The sequence below is a fragment of the Labrys sp. KB_33_2 genome (assembly GCF_052114505.1).
Taxonomy (GTDB): domain Bacteria; phylum Pseudomonadota; class Alphaproteobacteria; order Rhizobiales; family Labraceae; genus Labrys.
The window spans coordinates 256,225-275,821 of sequence record NZ_JBFREW010000002.1 but is presented as its reverse complement, the minus strand read 5'-3'; the positions used below and the strand labels follow the sequence as shown (position 1 = coordinate 275,821).

17 protein-coding genes are annotated in these 19,597 nt (G+C 64.3%); 14 read left to right on the top strand and 3 right to left on the bottom strand.

Annotation, left to right across the window (positions count from 1 at the left end; all coding sequences use genetic code 11):
* Positions 1-388 precede the first annotated feature (388 nt).
* A complete protein-coding gene (locus tag AB4037_RS04580; RefSeq protein ID WP_441770688.1) occupies positions 389-832 on the top strand; it encodes an SRPBCC family protein in 444 nt (147 codons plus the stop codon).
* Between the two features lie 217 nt (positions 833-1,049).
* The gene (gene dapF / locus AB4037_RS04575) at positions 1,050-1,868 is read left to right on the top strand and encodes a diaminopimelate epimerase (protein ID WP_441770687.1); all 819 of its coding nucleotides are present in this window, start codon (positions 1,050-1,052) and stop codon (positions 1,866-1,868) included.
* 72 nt (positions 1,869-1,940) lie between these two features.
* Here the strand turns inward: dapF and AB4037_RS04570 are convergent, their stop codons facing one another.
* Positions 1,941-3,419, bottom strand: a complete 1,479-nt coding sequence (locus tag AB4037_RS04570; protein WP_441770686.1) for an aldehyde dehydrogenase — start codon at positions 3,417-3,419, stop codon at positions 1,941-1,943.
* A gap of 225 nt (positions 3,420-3,644) precedes the next feature.
* Positions 3,645-5,123 carry an APC family permease gene (locus tag AB4037_RS04565; RefSeq protein ID WP_441770685.1) on the bottom strand — a complete coding sequence of 493 codons (1,479 nt, stop codon included), beginning with the start codon at positions 5,121-5,123 and terminating at the stop codon, positions 3,645-3,647.
* A 287-nt stretch (positions 5,124-5,410) separates the two neighbouring features.
* On the opposite strand from AB4037_RS04565, the gene AB4037_RS04560 reads away from it, so the two are divergent.
* From AB4037_RS04560 to hpaH, 11 genes are all read left to right on the top strand, one after another.
* Positions 5,411-6,196 (top strand): IclR family transcriptional regulator, encoded by a 786-nt coding sequence (locus AB4037_RS04560; protein ID WP_441770684.1) that lies wholly within the window; start codon positions 5,411-5,413, stop codon positions 6,194-6,196.
* Positions 6,196-7,449 (top strand): Tm-1-like ATP-binding domain-containing protein, encoded by a 1,254-nt coding sequence (locus tag AB4037_RS04555; protein WP_441770683.1) that lies wholly within the window; start codon positions 6,196-6,198, stop codon positions 7,447-7,449. The genes AB4037_RS04560 and AB4037_RS04555 overlap by 1 nt, the downstream gene beginning before the upstream one ends.
* Positions 7,446-8,096 carry an HAD family hydrolase gene (locus AB4037_RS04550; RefSeq protein WP_434960704.1) on the top strand — a complete coding sequence of 217 codons (651 nt, stop codon included), beginning with the start codon at positions 7,446-7,448 and terminating at the stop codon, positions 8,094-8,096. Before AB4037_RS04555 ends, AB4037_RS04550 begins: the two co-directional genes overlap by 4 nt.
* A 19-nt stretch (positions 8,097-8,115) precedes the next feature.
* Entirely contained in the window at positions 8,116-9,474 is a 1,359-nt protein-coding gene (locus AB4037_RS04545) for an aspartate aminotransferase family protein (protein WP_441770682.1), read from the top strand.
* A 1-nt stretch (position 9,475) separates the two neighbouring features.
* On the top strand, positions 9,476-10,759 hold the full coding sequence (locus tag AB4037_RS04540; protein ID WP_441770681.1) for an aspartate aminotransferase family protein: 1,284 nt from the start codon (positions 9,476-9,478) through the stop codon (positions 10,757-10,759).
* 7 nt (positions 10,760-10,766) lie between these two features.
* Positions 10,767-11,777, top strand: coding sequence for a phosphotransferase enzyme family protein (locus tag AB4037_RS04535; RefSeq protein ID WP_441770680.1), 1,011 nt, complete (start codon positions 10,767-10,769; stop codon positions 11,775-11,777).
* Positions 11,778-11,833: 56 nt separating this feature from the next.
* The gene (locus AB4037_RS04530) at positions 11,834-12,220 is read left to right on the top strand and encodes a 5-carboxymethyl-2-hydroxymuconate Delta-isomerase (RefSeq protein WP_441770679.1); all 387 of its coding nucleotides are present in this window, start codon (positions 11,834-11,836) and stop codon (positions 12,218-12,220) included.
* A 40-nt stretch (positions 12,221-12,260) separates the two neighbouring features.
* Positions 12,261-13,778 carry a 5-carboxymethyl-2-hydroxymuconate semialdehyde dehydrogenase gene (gene hpaE, locus AB4037_RS04525; protein WP_441770678.1) on the top strand — a complete coding sequence of 506 codons (1,518 nt, stop codon included), beginning with the start codon at positions 12,261-12,263 and terminating at the stop codon, positions 13,776-13,778.
* A gap of 275 nt (positions 13,779-14,053) precedes the next feature.
* Positions 14,054-15,034 (top strand): 3,4-dihydroxyphenylacetate 2,3-dioxygenase, encoded by a 981-nt coding sequence (gene hpaD, locus AB4037_RS04520; RefSeq protein WP_434960698.1) that lies wholly within the window; start codon positions 14,054-14,056, stop codon positions 15,032-15,034.
* A gap of 92 nt (positions 15,035-15,126) precedes the next feature.
* Positions 15,127-15,999, top strand: coding sequence for a fumarylacetoacetate hydrolase family protein (locus AB4037_RS04515; protein ID WP_441770677.1), 873 nt, complete (start codon positions 15,127-15,129; stop codon positions 15,997-15,999).
* Position 16,000: 1 nt separating this feature from the next.
* Positions 16,001-16,804, top strand: a complete 804-nt coding sequence (hpaH, locus tag AB4037_RS04510; RefSeq protein WP_441770676.1) for a 2-oxo-hept-4-ene-1,7-dioate hydratase — start codon at positions 16,001-16,003, stop codon at positions 16,802-16,804.
* A 142-nt stretch (positions 16,805-16,946) separates the two neighbouring features.
* Here the strand turns inward: hpaH and AB4037_RS04505 are convergent, their stop codons facing one another.
* Entirely contained in the window at positions 16,947-17,726 is a 780-nt protein-coding gene (locus AB4037_RS04505; RefSeq protein WP_441770675.1) for an HAD-IIA family hydrolase, read from the bottom strand.
* 308 nt (positions 17,727-18,034) lie between these two features.
* Here AB4037_RS04505 and AB4037_RS04500 point away from each other — a divergent pair, with 308 nt between their 5' ends.
* Entirely contained in the window at positions 18,035-19,597 is a 1,563-nt protein-coding gene (locus AB4037_RS04500) for an ABC transporter substrate-binding protein (RefSeq protein WP_434960694.1), read from the top strand.

The following is a 19,597-nucleotide window of genomic DNA, read 5'->3' as shown; positions in this document are numbered from 1 at the left end:
GCCTCGATCCGCGATGATGCCGCGCCCGGTCCATCGCAGCCGCGAGAACCACCCGTGATCATTGTTGTCCGGTTGAGTGAACAATATAGCGGAAATCGGCTTTGCGAGGCAATCAACCGGCACCGATCCCGCCTGGCGCCGACCTGAACTCGGATCGCTCGTCAAAACCTCCAATTGAAAATCGTCTTGAAGGCATGCTGCTGGGCGTAGCCGGGGAGCTGCCCGTTGTGGGAGAGGCCGATAAAGGCGGGCACTCCGCAAAAAATCTGCGCCGCTCTGTCGGGCGGGCAGAGCGGCGTTCGTCCTCGGGGCATGGCAAGATGCTTTCTACCATGACTTCCTGCTCTCCAAGCCAAGAGCTCTTCTCCCAGCCAAGAGGACAACGATCATGCCCAGCACCATCCGTCTGCACCGCGTTCTGGCCACCAGCCCCGAGAAGGTCTACCGCGCCTTCCTCGAAGCAGATGCCCTCGCAAAATGGCTGCCGCCGAACGGCTTCACCTGCACCGTGCATCACTCCGAGCCGACGGTCGGCGGTACGTTCAAAATGTCGTTCCGCAACTTCACCACGGGCCATGGCCATTCGTTCGGCGGCGAGTATCTCGAACTCGTCCCGGGCGAACGGCTGCGCTATACGGACAAGTTCGACGATCCCAATCTGGCGGGCGAGATCGTGGTGACGGTGACGCTGAAGAAAGTGTCCTGCGGCACCGAGCTGAATATTGAGCAGGCCGGCATTCCCGACCTCATCCCGTCCGAGGCCTGTTATCTCGGCTGGCAGGACTCGCTGCGCAATCTAGCCCGGCTGGTCGAGCCCGAGATCAATCAATAACCGTCGACCCGCGTACCAGGACGCCCGGCATGGTGCGCCCTGGCCGCGTTCCATGTTTGAGGAGGTCGCCCCGGCAAAGGTGGCCTCTTCCCCTGCCCTCCGCGGGGYGATTGCTGGAGGATCGGCCGATCCAGTTGCCTGGCGCCCGGAATCAACCCACTCTCGGCAGCGACACGGCGCGCTCTACCTTGCGCGTCGAACAGCCCCCGAGCCAGCCATGTCTCTCCGTTTTCAGAAAATGCATGCCAATGGCGACGACTTCGTCATCGTCGACCTGCGCGGCCAGGCAGATATCATCGATCGCGATATCGCCAGGCGTCTGGGAGACCGCAATCGCGGCATCGGCTTCAACCAGCTCGCGGTCATGACGGATTGCGAAGACGCCGCAGCCAGCCTGACCTTCTGGAACCCGGATGGCTCGACGCTCGATGCCTGCGGCAGCGCCACGCGCGGCGTCGCCTGGATCATGTTCGAGGAAACCAAGTCCACATCCACGATCCTGAGAACTAATCGCGGCCTGCTGGCCTGCGCGCGGGAACCGAACGGCCTGATATCCGTCGATATGGGCGCGCCGCTCACCGGGTGGCAAGACGTGCCGGTGGCCAAGGAGATGGAAACGCTGAAGCTGCCGTTGCCCGGCGAACCCGCAGCCTGCAGCATGGGCAATCCGCACTGTACTTTCTTCGTCGACGATATCGATGCCATCGAGGTGTCGAGCCTCGGGCCGCAGATCGAAGCCCATCCGTTGTTCCCAGCGAGGACCAATGTGCATTTCGTCGAGGTCATCAGCCCGACGCGGATCCGCCTGCGCATCTGGGAGCGCGGCGGCGGCATTCCGCTCGGCTCGGGTTCTTGCGCGTGCGGCGCGGCGGTCAACGGCATGCGCCGTGGCTTGCTGGCTGGTACCGTCGCGGTGGAATGCGACGGCGGGATGTTCATGGTCCGCTGGGACGGCGCTGGCGGCGCCTTCCTGACGGGGCCGGTCGAGCCGAGTTTCAGCGGGGTCTGGTCCGGCTCGCTGACGCCGGCTGCCTGATCGCATAAGCAGTATCGACGGCCTGGGCACAGCCAAGTGACTGCCACTGCCATCTTTCCATTGATCGCCCAGTCAAAGCTGGATCCAGGCCGTCTTGAGATCGCTGTATTTGTCCAAGGCGTGCAGCGATTTGTCATGACCGTTCCCGGACTGCTTCACGCCGCCGAGCGGCACGGTGTGGTCGGCGCCGCCATAGGTGTTGACATGCACGACGCCGGCGCGAAGGGCGCGGATCATGCGATGAGCACGCGAAAGGTCGGCGGTCCAGACGGCGGAAGCAAGACCGTAATCGCTGGCATTGGCGATGGCGATGGCCTCGGCTTCCGTCTCGAAGGGGATGATCGACAGGATCGGGCCGAAGACTTCCTCCCGTGCCAGCGTCATTTGGGGCGTGACGTCGAAGATCGTCGGCTGCATGTAGAAGCCGCCGCTCTCCTGCAGGATCCGCCGGCCGCCGGTCCTGAGATTGGCCCCCTCGCCGAGGGCCTGTTCGGCATAAGCGAGATCCTTCCTCAACTGAGCCTCACTGGAAACCGCGCCGATCTCCGTGGAGAGTTGCAGGGGATCGCCGACTTTCATGCACGAGGCGATGGTGGTGAGCTTTTCGGTAAAGGCCTCGCGAATGGAAGCGTGCACCAGCAGCCGGGAGCCGGCGACGCAGACCTGGCCGGCATTGCGAAAGATGCCATGGGCCGAGACTTTCGCGGCCCGGTCGAGGTCGGGCACGTCGGCAAACACGATGTTGGGCGACTTGCCGCCGAGCTCGAGATAGACACGCTTGAGGTTGGAGCGGGCCGAGTATTCCAGCAGCTTGCGCCCGACACCGCCCGACCCGGTAAAGGCTATGACGTCGATATCCCCGTGCAGGCCGAGTGCCTCGCCGGACACCGCTCCCCTGCCCGTGACGACGTTCAGCACGCCTTCCGGCAGACCGGCCTCGGCGCAGAGCGAGGCCAGCTTGAGGAGGCTCAGCGAAGCCCCTTCCGCCGGCTTCAGCACCACGCAATTGCCGGCCGCCAGCGCGGGCGCGATTTTCCAGGCCCCGATCATCATCGGAAAATTCCATGGCACGATGGCGGCGACGACGCCGACCGGCTCGCGATGCACGAGCCCGAGCACGTCACCGGCCGTCGGCGCGATTTCGCCATAGACCTTGTCGATCGCCTCGGCATAGTAGCGGAAGGTTGCCGCGGCACTGCCCGGCTCGGCCTTCAGGGCCATGGCCATTTCCGTACCGTTGTCGCGCACGCCCAGCACGGCAAGGTCGAGGGCGTCGCGCTCGATCAGCTCGGCGATGCGCAGCAGCACCTTCCTGCGCACCGATGGCGCCGACTTCGACCAGGAGCCTTTCTCGAAGGCAAGACGGGCGGCGCGCACGGCGCGGTCGACATCCCCTGCCCCGGCGTCGCCGATCGTGGTCAGCTTGCGCCCGTCGATCGGCGAGATGACGTCCAGGACAGCGCCATCCTGCGGCTCGCTCCAGCTGCCGCCGATGAACAGTGATTGCGGGGCGACGGGAAGGAGCCGGAGACGATCGATCTGGTCCTGCATTTCTCAATTCTCACACGATAACGGGTCACGAAGTCGAGGGCGACGGCAGGATGGGCGGATTGCGTCATCCCTCACCCTTACCCTCTCCCTGCCCGGGAGAGGGAGGCATCAGCGTTATGCTTCTTCTTATCCCCTCGCATCTCTCCCAGTCGAAGCCCCCCCTCTCCCCTGTGGGGAGAGGGGTTAGGGGTGAGGGATCTCGGCCTGCTTTGCATCCGGAATTCATCACGCCTCCTGCCCGACGCCGAGCCGAGCAAAAGCAGTGGCGTCGGTGGATTTGAGCCGGATGGCGGAAAGGAAGCCGATGATGCCGGCGATCGGAACCAGTCCAGGCAGCAGCACGGCGAGCACGCCATTGGCGCCCGCGAGCGCGCCGAAGTTCACCGCGATGAAATAGACCAGCGCCAGCAGGATCAGGCCGGTCACCACCGGCAGGATCTTGGTCACCAGCACATTGCCTTCAAGCTCGGGATTGCGCGTGAAGAAGGCGACGATCGCCAATGCCGTGAAGGCCATCAGCAGGATGATCGCCAAGGTAGCGACATTGGTGAGCCAGGAGAACAGGGCCAGCACCGGATCCAGGCCGGTGGCGGCAAACAGCGCGACCACCAGCGCGGCGATGACGGTCTGGATCATCGAGCCGACATGGGGGCTCTGGAACAGGGGATGCGTCACGCCGACCGATCTCGGCAGAAGCCCCTCGCGGCCGGCCACATAGAGGTAGCGCGCCACGCCATTGTGGAAGGCCAGAACACCGGCGAACAGGCTCGTGATGAACAGAAGGCTCATCACCACGGTGATGCCGTGGCCGACATAGCGTTCGGCGAGGCCGAAGAGGAAGGTCGTCGGATCGGTAAGGCCCTGCAGCTGCGGCACGAGCTTGTCGACGCCGGCGCCGTTCACCATCAGCCATGAGGTCAGCATATAGAATACGCCGATGATCAGCACCGAGATATAGGTCGCCCGCGGCACGGTCCTGTGCGGTTCGCGGGCCTCCTCACTGTAGATCGTCGTCGCCTCGAAACCGATGAAGGCGGCAAAACAGAACAGGAGGCCGATGGCAGGCGTGCCGCTCCAGAACGCCGCCGGCGTGAAGGGCGTGAAGGTGAGGCCAGCATCGCCTCCCTTGAAGAAGATCGCCGCATCGATGACCAGCACGACGAGATATTCCAGCGCGACCAGCACGGTGAGGATCTTGGCCGACAGATCGACACGGCGATAGCCGAAAACAGCCACCGCGGCGATGCCGACATAGGTCCACACCCACCAGGGCAGGTCCAGGCCGAACTGCTCGGCGAAGAATCCCCTTGTCGCCGCACCGAACATGCCGAACACGCCGATCTGCATGCAATTATAGGCGAGAATGGCGATGAGGGCCGCCGCTCCCCCCATCAGGCCGCCAAGCCCTTGCGCCATATAGGCGTAGAAGGCACCGGCATTGCGGATATGGCGGGCCATGGCGACATAGCCGACGGCAAAGAGCAACAGGATCAGGGTGACCAGGACGAAGGTCAGCGGGATGCCGGGCCCATTTCCGAGCAGCATGGACAGGGGCACGCCGCCGGCGACCGCTGTCAGGGGTGCTGCCGCCGAGACCACCAGAAAGGTGATCGCCCCCACGCCGAGGCTGTTCTTGCGGAGCTGGTTAGATGGTTGGCTTTGCGAGTCTTGTCGCGTGTCTTGCCACGAATCTTGCACGGTCATGGGCGTTCGTTCCCCTGGTTGAAGGCGTCGGCATGCGTGGGGAAGGCTCGCCCGCCGTTTCGTCAGAAACGGCGCGAACGATGCTGCCCCTTATTCTTGTTGGCGTCTGTATTGATGCGCGAACTTCGGTTCATTATTTGAACCATTACTTCAAATATAGACTTGCAAAGAACCGCGGCAGCTGTCAAGTTATTTCGCATGTTAATTATCTCGGGTCGCGGCAGAAGAACCCGCAAGGCTCCCGGCGCACCGGAAGCCAAGACGAACCGACCCCCGGTGGAGGAAGAATGAGCACGATCGGCAAGGCCCTTTCATTGCTGGACACCGTGTCGCGCCTGCAAGAGGAGGCGGGGCTGACCGACATCGCCCGGCTCTGCGCCCTCGATAAGGCCACCGCCCGGCGCTTCCTGGTGGAACTCACCAAGCACGGCTTCGTCGAGCAGGATCCGGTGACACGCAAATACCGCATCGGGGCAGCGCCGGTGCGCCTCGCCCGCATTCGCGAGGCCCGCTATCCCTTCCTGCGCATCGCACTGCCCCATATCAAGGCGCTGGCGGAAGCCTCGACCGAGACGGTACATCTTTCTGAATTCTCGGGCAGCCAACTCGCCACCATCCATGTCGAGGATTCACCCAAAGCGCATCGGGTCATTGTCGATGTCGGGGGCATCCTGCCCTTCCACGCGACGGCGTCGGGGCTAGCCTTCCTGGCCTTTCGCCCCGCGGCGGAGATCGAAGCTGCCCTGGCATCGCCGCTGGAACGCTTCACCGAGCATACGATCACCGACCCGGCCAAGATTGGCGAATTGCTTGGCGAAACCAGAGCCCGCGGCTTCTCGATCGGCCATCAGGGCTTCGAGGTCGGCGTGGTCAGCGTGGCCGCGCCGATCCGTGCGCCCAACGGGGAGCCGATCGGATGCATCGCCGTTGCGGCTCCGACGGTGCGTGTCGGCAAGACAGCCCTCCAGGCCTTGGGTGCCGAGACCGTCGCCACGGCCGAGGTCATTTCGGAAAAATATTACGGTCTGGAACGGCCCACTGAAACCAATGCTCGTTTTGGGAGAACTGCCTGATGAGCGTGACGGTCTCGACGCCCAGAATACTCGTCATCGGAACGGGCGACACCAAATCGGACGAGCTGCAATTCATGGCCTCCGTCATCCGGGAAGCGGGCGGACACCCTGTCATGGTCGATGTCAGCATCCTGGGCGATCCGCCCTATCTCCCCGATCATTCCAGGCACGATGTCGCCACGGCTGCCGGTACCTCCATCGATGCCATCATCGCCAGCGGGGACGAAAACAGCGCTATGGCCCTGATGGCACAGGGGGCGGCAGCCCTCGTCCTCGACCTCTACCGAGCCGGCAAGGTGGATGGCATCATCGCGCTCGGCGGCTCGATGGGCACCGACCTCGCCCTCGACGTATCCGCTGTCCTGCCGGTGGGCGTTCCCAAATTCGTCGTCTCGACGATCGCCTACTCCCACCTCCTTCCGCCCGAGCGCATCGCGCCAGACCTGATGATGATCCTGTGGGCTGGCGGCCTCTACGGTCTCAGCGGCATTTGCTGTTCCGTGCTCTCGCAGGCCTGCGGCGCCGTGGTCGGCGCGGCCCGACATGGCCGGAAGCCGGATTCCGCGCGCCCCCTGATCGGCATGACGTCCCTCGGCTCCACCTGCCTCAAATATATGAAACATCTCAAGCCCGAGCTGGAACGGCGCGGCTATGACGTCGCGGTGTTCCATGCCACCGGCATGGGCGGACGCGCCTTCGAGGCGGTCGCTGAGAAGGGTGGCTTTGCGGCGGTGTTCGATTTCTGCATCCAGGAAGTCAGCAACCACCATTACGGCAGCATCGTCACCTCCGGTCCCGACCGCCTGGAGAATGCCGGGCGCGCCCGCATTCCCCAGATCGTCGCCCCGGGCGCCGTCGACATGGTGGACCTGCCATCCTGGCGCGAGCCGCCGCCCATCCTGGTGGACCGCCCCTATCACGCCCATAACCGCCTGATCGGCTCGGTGACCGCCTCCCCCGAGGGCCGGCGCGAGATCGCCCGGGTGATCGCCGCAAAGCTCAAGCGGGCCGCCGGGAGAACCGCCTTCCTGCTGCCGATCGAGGGATTGCAGGAATGGGACAAACCGGGCGAGCCCCTGCACGATCCGGCCGGCCACGCCGCCTTCGTGGATGAAATCCGCAAGGCCCTGCCCCCGAGCGTCACCCTTCGCGAGATCAACGCCCACATCAACGCGCCGCAATTCTCGGACGTCGCGCTCGCGCTCTTCGACGAATGGGTGGCCGAGGGCATCGTACCGGAGGGACGGCCATGACCGGCGAGCGCGCCCTCATCCTCGATTTCGGTGGGGTGGTGACCCGCACCCTGTTCGAAACGCACGATGTCACAGAGCGCACCCTCGGCCTGGCGCCTGATACGCTTACCTGGCGCGGCCCCTTCGCCCCGGAGACCGATCCGCTCTGGGTCTCGATGCAACGCCAGGAGATCAGCGAGCGCGACTACTGGCTCACACGAGCCGGCGAAGTCGGCCGCATGGTCGGCGAAGACTGGACGGATATGCAGACTTTCGTGCGCCGGGCCCGCGGCGCCGAACCCGAGCTGGTGCTGCGCCCGGAAGCGCGCGAGGCCATCCTGCAGGTGAAGGCAGCGGGGCTGAAGCTCGCCATCCTCTCCAACGAACTCGACCTGTTCTACGGCGTCGAATTCCGCCAGCGCTTTCCCCTGATCGACCGCTTCGATGTCATCGTCGATGCCACCCATACCGGCATTCTGAAACCGGATGCGCGCGCCTATGAGCAGGTCCTCGCCGAGCTCGACCTGCCCCGCGAGGCTTGTGTCTTCGTCGACGACCAGCTCAAGAACATCGAAGGCGCCAGAGCGGTGCGCCTGCCCCATGTCCATTTCGACGTCACCCGGCCGTCCCAGGGCTATGCCCAGGCTCTGGCCATGCTCGGCATTTGAATTTGAAGAGGAATGAACGATGCGTGAGACCAATTTCCTGATCGAGAACAATGCACGCCAGCTCTGGCATCCGATGGCGCATCCGGCCGACATGCAGGCCAATCCGCCGCGCATCATCACCTCGGCCAGGGGCGTCGAAATCACCGATATCCACGGCAAGACGGTGCTGGACGGCGTCGGTGGCCTCTGGAACGTCAATCTGGGCTATTCCTGCGACCCGATCAAACAGGCGATCAAGGACCAGCTCGACGAACTGCCCTATTACTCGACCTTCCGGGGCACCACCAACGCGCCCTCGATCGAGCTCGCCTATGAGTTGGCGGAGTGGTTTAAGCCGGACGGACTCAGCCGCGCTTTCTTCACCTCCGGCGGTTCGGATTCGGTGGAAACCTGCCTGCGTCTGGCGCGGCAATATCACCGGGTCAGCGGCCAGCCCGAGCGTACCAAGTTCATCGCGCTGAAGAAGGGCTATCACGGCACCCATTTCGGCGGCGCCTCCGTCAACGGCAACCAGCATTTCCGCCGCAATTACGAGCCTTTGTTGCCGGGCGTATACCACCTGCCGGCACCTTGGCCCTACCGCAATCCGTTCGGGACCAGCGATGGCGCCGAGATCACGGCGGCGATCGGCCGGCTGTTCGAGGAGGAAATCGCCTTCCAGGGCGCCGATACCATCGCGGCCCTGATCCTCGAGCCCGTGCTCGGCTCCGGCGGCATCATCGTGCCGCATGAGAGCTTCCTGCCGCTGATGCGCGAGATCTGCGACCGGCACGGCATTCTCCTGATCGCCGACGAGGTGATCACCGCCTTCGGCCGCACCGGCGCCTGGACCGGGTCGCGCCTGTGGGGCATCAAGCCCGATTTGATGTCCACAGCCAAGGCGATCACCAACGGCTATTTCCCCTTCGGCGTGGCGATGATCTCGGAGACGATCGCTCAGGCCTTCGAGAGCAACAAGAACACGCTCGCTACCATCAGCCATGGCTACACCTATTCCGGCCACCCCATCGGCGCGGCGGCGGCGATCGCCACGCTGAAGGAAATCCGCCGGCTCGACGTCGCCGCCAACGCCGCCGCCCGCGGCGCGGAACTGGGCCAAGGGCTCGAAAACCTCAAGGCCAGGCACGAACTGGTCGGTGACGTGCGCGGCATCGGCCTGATGTGGGCGCTCGAACTGGTCGGCGACCGCGCCAAGAAGACGCCGGCCGCCAAGGATGTGGTGCAGAAGGTGCAGGACGTCGCCTATGAGGCCGGCGTGCTGGTGCGCACCTCCGGCGCCAATGTCATCATCTCGCCGCCGCTGGTGATCAGCGCCGAGGACGTCGCGCGCATCGTTGCCGCCCTCGATGCCGGGCTGGCCGCGGCGGGAGGACGCTGAGATGGCCGGCAATGCCGCTCTGCTCGCGCGCCGCGAAAGGCTGCTCGGGCGCAACATGTCGCTGTTCTACCAGGAGCCGGTGCATCTGGTGCGCGGCGAAGGCGTCTGGCTCTGGGATGATGAGGGCCGGCGCTATCTCGACTGCTACAACAACGTGCCGCATGTCGGCCATTGCCACCCGCGCGTGGTCGAGGCGATCACGCGCCAGGCTTCGACGCTCAACACGCATACACGCTATCTGCATGAGGGCATCCTCGACTATGTCGAACGCCTGACCGCGACCTTCGACACCAACCTGAACGCGGCGATCCTCACCTGTACCGGCAGCGAGGCCAATGACGTCGCTTTGCGCATGGCGCAGGCCATGACCGGCCGGATCGGGGTGATTGCCACCGACCACACCTATCACGGCAATACCGCGGCGGTATCGCAGCTCTCCACCCGCATGCCGCCCGTCGGCGGCTTCGGTGGCCATGTCCGCCACGTGCCGGCGCCGGACAGCTACCGCCCGCTGGGCGGGGCGCCGGGCGCGGCCTTCGCGGGGGCCTTCGCCTCCAAGATCGAGGAGGCGATCGCCTCGCTGGAGGCGAGCCCGCACGGCTTTTCCGCTCTGATCATCGATCCCTTCTTCGCCAATGAAGGCTTTCCCGATCTGCCCCGGGGCTTTCTGGACCGGACGGTCTCAGTCGTGCGCAAGGCAGGCGGACTCGTCATCGCCGACGAGGTCCAGCCCGGCTTCGGCCGAACGGGCAGCCATATGTGGGGCCACCAGCGCGCCGGCTTCCTTCCCGATATCGTCACGTTGGGCAAGCCCATGGCCAATGGTCATCCGGTCGGCGGCGTGGTCGCCAACATCGATACGCTGAACACCTTCCGCAAGGCCTTCCGCTACTTCAACACCTTCGGCGGTAATCCTGTTTCCTGCGCCGCGGCGATGGCGGTGCTCGACGTGATCGAGGAAGAAAGGCTGATCGAGAACGCCGGCACCGTCGGCGCCCATGCGCGCGCCGGCTTCGAGCGTCTCGCAGGCAAGCATGCCCTCATCGGCGACATCCGCGGCAGCGGCCTGTTCATGGGCACCGAATTCGTGCTGGACAGGACGACCAAGGAGCCGGCCCCGGAGCAGGCAAGCCGCATCGTCAACGCCATGCGCGAGCGCGGCGTGCTGATGGGCAAGATCGGTGTGCATCAATGCGCCACCAAGATCCGCCCGCCCATGCCGTTCTCCAAGGAACATGCCGATCTGATGCTGTCGACCCTCGACGATGTGCTGTCGGGTCTGTGAGGCGGTGATGATGGGCGATCCGGCGCAAGAACTGAAGAACACGCTGTTTGAGCGAGCCAGCGAAGCGCTGCAGCATTGGCCGGCGCCGGCCCAGCAGCCGCAACTCCTCAAATATCGGGAGAATGCGGTTTTCCGTATCGTCCTCGCCGATGGCCGGCCGGCGGCTTTGCGGCTGCACCGGGCGGGCTATCACGACGAGGCAGCACTGCAATCGGAATTGGCCTGGATGACGGCCCTGCGGCAGGGCGGCCTGGCGGTACCCGCCACCATTCCGGCCGAGGATGGGCACCCCCTGGTCGCGCTGCCCGCCACTCACCGTTTTGCTGCCCAACATGCCGACATGGTCAGCTGGATCGACGGTGTGCCGCTCGGCCAAACGGGAATGCCCCTGGCGCAGCCGCCGGAAAAACAGGCCGAGCTTTTCTTCAGGATCGGCCAGGCCATGGCCACCATGCATGATCTCGCCGATGCCTGGCAGCGGCCATCCGGTTTCCATCGGCCGGCCTGGGATATCGAAGGGCTGGTGGGCGAGCAGCCGCTCTGGGGACGGTTCTGGGATTGTCCGGGCCTTTCGCCACGGGAAAGCGAAGCTCTTGCCAAGCTGCGGATCAGGCTCCGCCAGGCCCTCGACAGCCACGCCCCTCGCCTCGACTACGGCCTCATCCATGCCGACCTCGTGCGCGAGAACGTCTTCATGACCAATGGCGGCGTGGCCTTCATCGATTTCGACGATTGCGGCCACGGCTACCGCCTGTTCGACCTTGCCACGGCGCTGCTGAAGAACCGGCGCGAGCCGGCTTATCCGGCCATCGAGCAGGCGCTGGTCGCCGGCTATCGCAGCCGCCGCGGCCTCAGCGAGGAGGCGCTGGCGGCCCTGCCGCTCTTCCTCCTCTTGCGGAGCCTGACCTATATCGGCTGGGTGGCGCAACGGCCTGAGACCCCCGACGCCGCCGAACGCCTGTCGCGTTATCTGAAAGAAAGCTTTCAACTGGCCGAGACTGTGCAAATCGACCCTTGACACGGTTCACAATTTTATTAACATGTTAATTAAATAGATCGGGAAACGCCAAGGCCATGCCGCACCTCACCGTGGAATATTCCGGCAATCTCGAAGGGCGCGTCGAGATCGGCGCGCTCTGCGACCGGCTGCACGCCGCCATTCTGGCCACGGGGCTCTTCGAGCTCGGCGCCATTCGCGTTCGGGCCTTGAAGGCGGACCATTTCACCATAGCCGACCACCTGCCCGAGAACGCCTTCGTCGACCTCAACTTCCGCATCGGCCACGGCCGCAGTGCCGATGAAAAGAAGCGTACGGGCGAGGCCCTGTTCGCCGCGGCGGGCGAGGTGCTCGCTGCCCTGTTCGCAACCCCTCATTTCGCGCTTTCGCTGGAGATCCGGGAAATCGACCCGGAGCTGAGCTGGAAGCGCAATGCCATCCATCCGCGCCTTCGCGGCAAATAGCCTGCGCGACGGCCGCCCCCGATCATCGAGAGATCCATTCATGTCGACACTGCAGGAAAACCTGGCCAAGGCCGAAGCCTATCTGGCTCGTTTCAAGGGCATGGTCGTGCCCAACCGCATTGGCGGCGAAGACGTCGCAGCAGCCGATGGTGCCACTTTCGAGACGATCTCGCCGATCGACCTGAAGCCGCTGGCCCGCGTGGCGCGCGGCTCGAGCGCCGATGTCGATCGCGCCGCCAAGGCGGCCAAGGCGGCTTTCGCCGAATGGGCGGCCATGCCGGGCGGGGCTCGCAAGAAGCTCCTGCACAAGATCGCCGATGCCATCGTGGCGCGCGCCGAGGAAATCGCCTTCGTCGAATGCATGGATACCGGCCAGGCCCTGAAATTCATGGCCAAGGCAGCCTTGCGCGGCGCCGAGAATTTCCGCTTCTTCGCCGACCGGGCACCCGAGGCCCGTGACGGCAAATCCCTGCGCACCGAGGGCCAGTTCAACGTCACCACGCGCGTGCCGATCGGACCAGTGGGCATCATCACCCCCTGGAACACACCCTTCATGCTGTCGACCTGGAAGATCGCGCCGGCGCTCGCCGCCGGTTGCACCGTCGTGCACAAGCCGGCCGAATTCTCGCCGCTGACGGCAAGGCTGCTGGTCGAGATCGCCGAGGAGGCCGGATTGCCCAAGGGCGTGTGGAACCTCGTCAATGGCTTTGGCGAGGATGCCGGCCGCGCCCTCACCGAACATCCCCTGATCAAGGCGATCGGCTTCGTGGGCGAGAGCCGCACCGGCGCGATGATCATGCGGCAGGGCGCCGAAACCCTGAAGCGCATGCATTTCGAACTGGGCGGCAAGAACCCCGTGATCGTCTTCGCCGATGCCGATCTCGAACGCGCGGCAGACGCTGCCGTCTTCATGATCTATTCGCTGAACGGAGAGCGCTGCACCTCCTCCTCGCGCCTGCTCGTCGAGGAGAGCATCTACGACAGGTTCACCGCACTGATCGCCGAGAAGGCCAGCCGGATCAAGGTCGGCCATCCGCTCGATCCGGAAACGGTGATCGGGCCGCTGATCCACCCGGTGCATGAGAAGAAGGTGCTCGACTATATCGCCATCGGCCAGGCCGAAGGTGCCAAGGTGGCCGCGGGGGGCACCAAGGTCGAGGGACCGGGCGGGGGATGCTATGTCTCGCCGACCTTGTTTACGGGTGCCAACAACCGTATGCGCATCGCTCAGGAAGAGATCTTCGGACCGGTGCTGACGGCGATCCCCTTCGCCGACGAGGACGAGGCCCTCGCCCTGGCCAACGACGTCCAATACGGCCTGGCGGGCTATCTGTGGACCGCCGACCTCGGCCGGGCCCTGCGCTTCACCGACCATCTCGAAGCCGGGATGATCTGGGTCAATTCGGAGAATGTGCGCCACCTGCCCACGCCCTTCGGCGGGGTCAAGAATTCCGGCATCGGCCGCGACGGCGGCGACTGGTCCTTCGACTTCTACATGGAGACGAAGAACATCGCCTTCGCGACCAAGCCCCACGCCATCACGAAGCTGGGCGGCTGATCGACCGCTCACCAGAAATACATCGTCATCCCCGGCCGAGCCACTCGCGAGCGCAGCAAGAGAGGGCGAGGGGAAGGGGATCCAGAGGCTCAATGGCTCAACTTACGACTCCTGGATCCCCTTCCCGCCACCTGCGGTGGCGCTGTCGCCCCAAGTTGCATCGCAAGTTGGGCTGAGGATGACGCCTCAAACCGGTACTTCATGAATAGGCCCCAGGCCTAGCCGTCATAGAATACAGCCCGCCCCTCGATGGGAGCGGGCGGGAGGAAGACCCGATGCCCCTACCCCAACCTGTTCTCCATCCGCCCTTCAACATCGTCAGGCTCAGCCATGTCGAGCTCGCCGTGACGGATCTGGCCAAGTCGCGCGCCTTCTATGTCGACATTCTCGGCCTGCAGGTGACCGACGAGACATCGGACACCATCTATCTCAGGGCGATGGAGGAGCGCGGCCATCATTGCATCGTCCTCAAAAAGGCCGAGACCGCCGAGGCGCGCGACCTCGGTTTCAAGGTCTATTCGGAGGACGACCTCGACAGGGCGGCGCATTTCTTCAAAGGCAGAGAGCTGCCGGTCGAATGGATCGAGCGCCCCTACCAGGCCAGGACCTTCCGCACCCGCGATCCGCAGGGCATTCCGCTCGAATTCTATGCCAAGATGGAGCGCCTGCCGCCCATCCACCAGAAATACGCGCTCTATCGTGGCGTCAAGCCGCTGCGCATCGACCACTTCAACTGCTTCTCGCCCAATGTCGACGAGGCCGTGGCCTTCTACAACGAGATCGGCTTTCGCGTCACCGAATATACCGAGGACGAAGAAACCGGCCGGCTCTGGGCGGCCTGGACCCATCGCAAGGGCGGCGTGCACGACATCGCCTTTACCAATGGCCGCGGGCCGCGCCTGCATCACACCGCCTTCTGGGTGCCGACGCCCCTCAACATCATCGACCTGCTCGATCTGATGGCGACGTCGGGATGGGTTGCCAATATCGAGCGCGGTCCCGGGCGCCATGGCATCTCCAATGCCTTCTTCCTCTATATTCTCGATCCGGACGGGCATCGCATCGAGATCTATTGTTCCGACTACCAGACGGTCGATCCCGATCTGGAGCCGATCAAATGGGACCTCAAGGATCCGCAGCGCCAGACTCTGTGGGGAGCCCCCGCCCCCAAATCCTGGTTCGAGCATGGCAGTCCCTTCGCCGACACGCCCATCATCGACTCCATCCTCAAGGCCCAGCCGATCATCGCCCCCTGATCGCCAGTTTGGGCATCGCTGCCCCGGAACCAACGAAACGGAGCGTGTTCTGTCCTGAATGCACTCCGCCCTGCACTGTCAAGGAGACGATTGTGACCGACAGGCCCCGTTTTGCCGCCTTCTCCCATCAGGGAGCCCTGAAATACGGCCTTGCGAAGGGCGAGGGCATCATCGACCTGTCGAAGCGCCATGGCGAGCGCTGGCCGAGCTTGCGGGAGGTGATCGAAGCCGGCGCCCTGGCACAACTCGCCGAGGAAGCAGTATCGCTACCCCCCGATTATGCCCTTTCGGACATCACCTTCGAAATTCCGATCCCTACTCCGGAGAAGCTGATCTGCGTGGGCGTGAACTTTCCCGACCGCAACGAGGAATACAAGGACGGCCAGGCCGCGCCGGCCAACCCCTCCCTCTTCATCCGTTTTCCGCGCTCCTTCACCGGCCACGGCCAGCCGCTGATCCGCCCGCCCGAAAGCCCGCAGCTCGATTATGAGGGCGAGATCGTCATCGTCGTCGGCAAGGGTGGCCGGCGCATAGCCGAGACCGAAGCGCTCGACCACATCGCCGCGTTGTCACTGTGCAACGAAGGCACGATCCGCGACTGGGTGCGCCACGCCAAGTTCAACGTCACCCAGGGCAAGAATTTCGATCGCACCGGTTCGATCGGCCCCTGGCTCGTCCCCTATACAGACAGCACCCAGCTTGCCGACATCGAACTCACGACCCGCGTCAATGGCGAGATTCGCCAGAAGGACCGGACCAGCCGGATGATCTTCTCCTTCACCCGGATCATCGCCTATATCTCGACCTTCACCACGCTGGTTCCCGGCGACGTGATCGTCACGGGCACGCCGACCGGGGCCGGCGCGCGCTTCGATCCGCCGATCTGGCTCAAGCCCGGCGACGTCGTCGAGGTCAGCGCCGAGGGTCTCGGCACCCTCAGCAACACGATCGCCGACGAGGTCTGAGATGATGACAGCAGCTGAAATCGAAGCCGCCGCGGAAAGCCTGGACGAGGCCGAGCGCACCCGCATCCAGACCGGCCTCCTCTCCCTCAAGCATCCCGGCATCGACATGGCCGACGCCTATGCGATCCAAGCCCGCTGGGTGAGCAGGAAGATCGATCGCGGCGCCAGGGTGATCGGCTGGAAGATCGGCCTTACCTCCAAGGCGATGCAATCTGCGCTGAACATCGACATTCCCGATTCCGGCGTGTTGTTCGACGATATGCTGTTCGAGGACGGCGCCACCATCCCAGCCGACCGCTTCATCCAGCCGCGCGTCGAGGCCGAACTCTCCTTCGTGATGAAGGCACCGCTTCGGGGGCCACGCGTCACCGTCTTCGACGTGCTTGAAGCCACCGACTATGTCACCCCCGCCCTCGAAATCCTCGATACACGCATTCTTCGCGTCGATCCCGAGACCGGGAAGGCCCGCACCATCTTCGATACCATCTCCGACAACGCCGCCAATGCCGGCATCGTCACCGGTGGTCGAGCGATGCGACCGGATCAGGTCGATCTGCGCTGGATCGGTGCCATCGTCACGCGCAACGCCGAGGTCGAGGAGACCGGCCTCGGCGCCGGTGTGCTCAACCAGCCGGCGCGCGGCATCGCCTGGCTCGCCAACCGACTGGCCGAGTATGGTCAGGGCATCGAGGCCGGACAGATCGTGCTCGCCGGCTCCTTCATCCGTCCCATCGAGGCGCGGCATGGCGACACGATCCACGCCGATTTCGGCCCCTATGGTTCAGTGAGCATCTATTTCGCCTGAGAGCGGAAATGCCCTGGGATCGGAGGGCCGATCTCCTCAGCCCCATCAAGAGATGGAGCGGGATCGACCGTCTTTGGAAACCTCGCGCGCGATGGAAGGCGAAGATGGTCGATCTGGAGATCGACCCTCCAGGTTGCGTATTTCAATCCCCGAACAGCTCTAGCAGGCTCGCCACCTCGAGATCGGGGGTCACATCCGGCCGGGCGGCAGCCACCACTCCGGTCGTGACCAACACGGAACGCATGCCCGCCCGCTTGCCGGCCAGTATGTCGGTGGCGATCTGGTCTCCGATCATGACCGTCCCCTCGCGCGGCGTGCCGAGAAAGCCGAGCGCCTCTTCGATCATCAGCGGCTCGGGCTTGCCCACTACGATCGGCCGGCAGGACGGCACCGCCGCCTGAACGGCCGCCATCAGCACGCCGACGCAGGGCTCGAAGCCCCTCTCGACCGGAGCCAGCATGTCGGGATTGGTCACCACCACCGCGGCTCCGCCGAGTGCCGCGCGCACCGCCGTGCTCAGCTTGGCATAGCTGAGCTGATAGTCGAAGCCGAGCACCACGACCTCGGCATCGTCCCCCGCCAGGGTGAAGCCCGCCGCCTCCAGCGCTGCGAATAAGGGCTGTTCGCCGATGGCAAAGACCCGCGCTCCCGCAGGCCAGCGCCGGCGCATCAGGCTGGCGGTAGCCGAGACCGCGCAGAAGACCTGTTCGGGTTCGGTAACAATGCCCATCCGCGTCAGCTTAGCGGCGAAATCGGCCGCCGATTTCGTGGCGTTGTTGGTGACGAAGGCATAGGGAATGCCGTCGGCATGCCAGCGCCGGAAGGCCTCGACAGCATCGGGAATCGGGCTGTCGCCACGATAGGCCACCCCATCGAGATCCGAAACGATCCCTTTCAGACTCATGGATTGGAATGACGGCATCGACGAGGTTCCCTGACACGATTCGGCCGGGATCATAGGCTGGCCTGGTACGCAGCGGCCATTGCCTGAACTCCTGCATTCCTGTGCCTGTAACCACCCCGCGCAGAGTCCGGTTTTCCATGCCTCTTGATTGGGCATGGCGCGAGAAGGGTCAGCAATGGAATCGTGGAGCTGTAGGCATCAGGCTCCGGCGCCATCTGGTCTAGAGTTTCATCACCCACCAACGACAAGGTGGGACGGCTCGGCACTGCGTCGGATCGGAAGGCGAGCCCGAAAAACTTCTGCGCCCCCATTCAGAGGAACGAGAGATGATCAACCGCAGAGACCTTATGCTGGGCGCGCTGGCTGGAGCCGGCGCCTTCGGCTTCGGCCGCGTCAACCCCGACTTCCTGGTCAGTTCGGCCTTCGCCGCCGAAGGCCGGTCCCTGCGCTTCCTCGGCGCCGAGGCGCTGACCGGCAATTGGGACCCGACCACGCATACCAATCTCGGCCAGCTCATCGTCGAGGGTTTCGTGTTCGGCTATCTCACCCGGGCACCGATGAAGCCCGACAATCCGGAAGAACTGGTGTTCGAACTGGCTGAGTCCCTCAAGCCGATCGACACCTACACGCTGGAAGTGAAGCTGCGCAAAGGCGTGAAGTTTCACGACGGCACGCCCTTCACCTCGGCCGACGTCAAGGCCACCTATGAATATGGCTCGCAGCCCGACAGGCCGGCGCAATGGTATCCGGGCCAGGTCAAGGTCGACATCGTCGACGAGCACACCTGCCATATCAACACCAAGGACTATGGCTATCCGGCTGCGCTCTATTACTACCTCTCGTCCTTCCTGCCGATCATGGCTGCCAAGGACATCGCCAACAAGGCGCAGCTCTCGGCCCGCATGAACGGCACCGGCCCGTTCAAATATGTCGACCAGAAGGGCGACACCACCATCCTGGCCGCCAATACCGATTTCATATTCGGCGCGCCCAAGATCCCCGGCGTCGAATATCATTTCGTCGGCGACACCACGACACGCACTTTGTCCCTGCTCAACGGCCAGGCCGACATCATCGAGCGCCTGGAACAGGAGCAGGTCGACACCATCGCCAAGGACGACCGTTTCGCCATCCACAAGGCTGTTTCGGTGGAGAACAAATATCTGTTCTTCCGCTGCTCCAAGAAGCCCTTCGACGATCCGCGCATCCGCCTCGCCGCCTGCCACTCGATCGACCGCAAGCAGGTGCTCGAGGTCCTCGGCGTTTCCGGCACCTTCTCCAAGGCCCATATCTCGCCGGTTAAGTTCGGCTACACCGAAGTGGCCGACTATCCCGAATATGATCCGGACAAGGCCCAGGCCCTGCTGGCCGAGGCGGGCTTCCCCAAGGGCGAGGGCCTGCCGGAACTGACCTATTACTCCTCGGTCGGCTTCTATCCGAAGACCAAGGAATATGCCGAATTGATCACCGGCATGCTGGAGGAACAGGGCTTCAAGGTGAACCTGCAAACCCTGGAAGTCGCGGCCTGGGGCAATCTGCTCTACGACAAGCCCGGCGGCGGTGAAGGCAACATGATCGACTGCGGCTGGTGCACGGGCTCGCCCGAGCCGGACCTGGTGATCCGCACCCATTTCCATTCCTCCTCCAAGCGCATCACCGGCATCGTCGACAAGGAGATCGATGCGGTACTGGACAAGGAGCGCAACGCCGCCTCGATCGAGGAGCGCAAGAAAATCCTGCAGACTGAAACCCTGCCGACCATCGCGCGCAAGGCGCCGGCGCTGGCCCTGTTCACCTCGGTGTTCATCCACGCCTACTCCAAGAAGCTCGACGGTCTCTACATCTACCCGAACGGCATGCAGGACATGAGCAAGGCAAACCTGGCCTGA